Annotated in this window: 1 protein-coding gene; it reads left to right on the forward strand. The window is 70.1% G+C overall.

Going from position 1 to position 3,151, the window contains the following annotated elements:
• Window positions 1-174: 174 nt before the first annotated feature.
• Window positions 175-3,151, forward strand: a 2,977-nt coding sequence (locus AB0M92_RS39150; protein ID WP_366107169.1) for a condensation domain-containing protein, incomplete at its 3' end; no start/stop codon positions are given.

The following is a 3,151-nucleotide window of genomic DNA, read 5'->3' on the forward strand; positions in this document are numbered from 1 at the left end:
GGTGTTCCGGGTGAGTTGTATGTGGCGGGTGCTCAGTTGGCCCGGGGTTATCTGGGGCGTGCGGGTCTGACGGCGGAGCGGTTCGTCGCGGATCCGTTTGCGGTGGTGGCTGGTTCGCGGATGTATCGGACCGGTGATGTGGTGCGGTGGTCGGCGGCTGGTGTTCTGGAGTTCGTGGGGCGTGCTGATGCGCAGGTGAAGGTGCGGGGCTTCCGTATCGAGCCGGGCGAGATCGAGGCGGTGCTCGCCGGCCATGAGCAGGTCGCGCAGGCGGCCGTCGTGGTGCGGGAGGACCAGCCCGGAGACAAGCGCCTCATCGCCTACATCGTGGCTACGGCGGCGAACGCGGGACCGACCGCTTTGGACACCTCCCTGCTGCGCCGGCACGTGTCCGAACACGTGCCGGACTACATGGTGCCGTCCGCGTTCGTCGTGCTGGACCGTCTGCCGTTGACCCCGAACGGAAAGCTGGACCGCAAGGCGCTGCCGGCTCCGGAGTACGTCGTGGCCGCCGTGGGGCGGGCGCCGCGGACCCCGCGGGAGGAGATCCTGTGCGGGCTCTTCGCGGAGGTCCTGGGCGTGGAGTCGGTGTCGATCGACGACGGTTTCTTCGAGTTGGGTGGGCATTCGCTGCTGGCGACGCGCCTGGTGAGCCGGATCCGGACCGTTCTCGGGGTCGAGGTGAGCATCCGTTCCCTGTTCGAGGCCCCGACCGTCGCGGGCCTTGTGGACCGGCTCGACGAGGGTGGCCGGGTCCGTGAGCCGCTGGCGCGGCGAGAGCGGCCGGAAGTCCTGCCGGTGTCGTTCGCGCAGCGTCGTCTGTGGTTCCTGGGCCAGCTCGAAGGCGTCTCCGCCACCTACAACATCCCCCTCGCCCTCCGCCTGACCGGCCCGCTGGACGTCGAGGCGCTGCGGGCCGCGCTGGCGGACGTCGCCGGCCGGCACGAGAGCCTGCGGACGGTGTTCCCGCAGGTGGACGGCGAGCCGCGGCAGGAGGTCCTGGCGGGTGCGGAAGGAGTTCCGGCCTGTTGCGTCGAGCGGGTTTCCGAGGCCGGGATGGCGGCCGCGATCTCGGCGGTGGTGACCGAGGGCTTCGATCTGGAACGTGATCTGCCGTGGCGGATCCGCGTGCTGGAGGTCGAGGACACCCCGGACGAGTGCGTCCTCGTCATGGTGGTCCATCACATTGCCGGCGACGCATGGTCGATGGGACCCCTGGTGGGGGACCTGTCCGTCGCGTACGCGGCCCGCTGCAAGGGTGACGCCCCGGCATGGGACGAACTCCCCGTGCAATACGCGGATTACACGCTGTGGCAGCGCGAGGTCCTCGGCGGCGAGGACGACCCGGACAGCGTGGTCGCCTCGCAGGAGAGCTACTGGAAGCAGGCGCTGGCCGGGCTGCCCGAGCAGCTTGAGCTGCCGGTCGACCATCCGCGTCCTGCCGTTGCCTCCCATGAGGGCGGGTCGGTCGGCGTACGGATCTCTGCCGAAACCCACGCCCGTCTGCTGGAGCTGTCCCGTTCGTGTGGCGCGAGCCTGTTCATGACGGTGCAGGCGGCTCTTGCGGTGTTGCTGTCGAAGATGGGTGCCGGTGAGGACGTCCCGATCGGGACGCCCGTCGCGGGGCGTACCGATGACGCGTTGGACGACCTCGTCGGGTTCTTCGTGAACACGCTGGTCCTGCGGACCGACGTGTCGGGCGATCCGACGTTCAGGGAGGTCGTGGAGCGGGTCCGGGAAGCGGACCTGGCCGCGTACGCCCACCAGGACGTGCCCTTCGAGCGGCTCGTGGAGATCCTCAACCCCGCCCGCTCCATGGCACGCCACCCCCTCTTCCAGGTCATGCTCGCCGTCCAGCACCATGCACCGCTCCTCGCCACCTTCCGCAGTGCCACGGCCGGAACGACGCCCGAGTCGGACGTCGCCCTGCCCGACCTGGCCGTACGGCCGGAGCCGATGGAGGGGACGGTCGCGAAGTTCGACCTGTCCGTGAGCCTGGGCGAGACCCATACCGACAGCGGGGCCGCAGGACTCGAAGGGCGCCTGGAATACCGCACCGACCTGTTCGACGCAGTCACCGTCGAACACCTCGCTCGGCGGTTCGTCCAGCTCCTCGACGCCGTCGCCACCACTCCCGAGGCTCCTGTCCGGCACGTCGACGTCATGGGGGCGGACGAACGCGAGACGGTTCTGCGCGCCTGGAACGACACCGCGCGCGAACGGCCCGGGGCGACGCTCACGGAGCTGTTCGAAGCCCACGTCGCACGGACCCCCGATGCGACAGCGATCGTGAGCGACGGGCTGGAGCTCACCTACGCGCAACTGAACGAGCGCGCGGACCGACTGGCGCGCCACCTGGCCGCCAAGGGCGCCGGACCGGAGCGAGCCGTCGGTCTGTGGCTGGAGCGGTCCGCTGACCTGGTGGCCACGCTGCTGGCCGTACTGAAGACCGGTGCCCACTACGTACCGCTGCACGAAGGACACCCGCCGAGCCGGCGCCGGCTGGTCATGGCGGACTGCGGAGCCGAACTGCTGGTGACGGACCGCCCGACGGAAGCCGCCGGATTCGCAGGGACGGCAGAGGTCATCTGGGCCGACGCAGTCTTCGAGGCGGCTTCCGGGACGGGAGCGGTGGAGCCGGTCGGCGCACGTGGTGCGGACGGGCTCGCCTACGTGATGTACACGTCCGGGTCGACCGGGGAACCCAAGGGCGTGGCCGCCACCCACCGCGGCGTGGCGGACCTCGTCCTGGACCGCTGCTGGGAGACGGACAACCACGAGCGCGTCCTGTTCCACTCGCCGTACGCCTTCGACGCCTCGACGTTCGAGCTGTGGGCCCCTCTTCTCTCCGGCACAACCATCGTCGTCGCTCCGCCGGGAAACCTGGACGCCCCCTCCCTGGAACAGCTGATCAAGGTGCACGACATCACGGGCGTCGTTCTGACGGCCGGGCTGTTCCGCGTCATAGCCGAAGAGACCCCGACGTGCCTCGCACAGCTGCGTGAGGTGTTGACGGGTGGTGATGTGGTGTCGCCGGTGGCGGTGCGGCGGGTGGCGGAGGCGTGTCCGGGCACGGTGGTGCGGGTTCTGTACGGGCCGACGGAGATCACGTTGTGTGCGACGCAGTTCGAGGTTCCGGTGGGTGCGGTCG

The organism is Streptomyces sp. NPDC051582 (genome assembly GCF_040681715.1).
Taxonomy (GTDB): Bacteria; Actinomycetota; Actinomycetes; order Streptomycetales; family Streptomycetaceae; genus Streptomyces.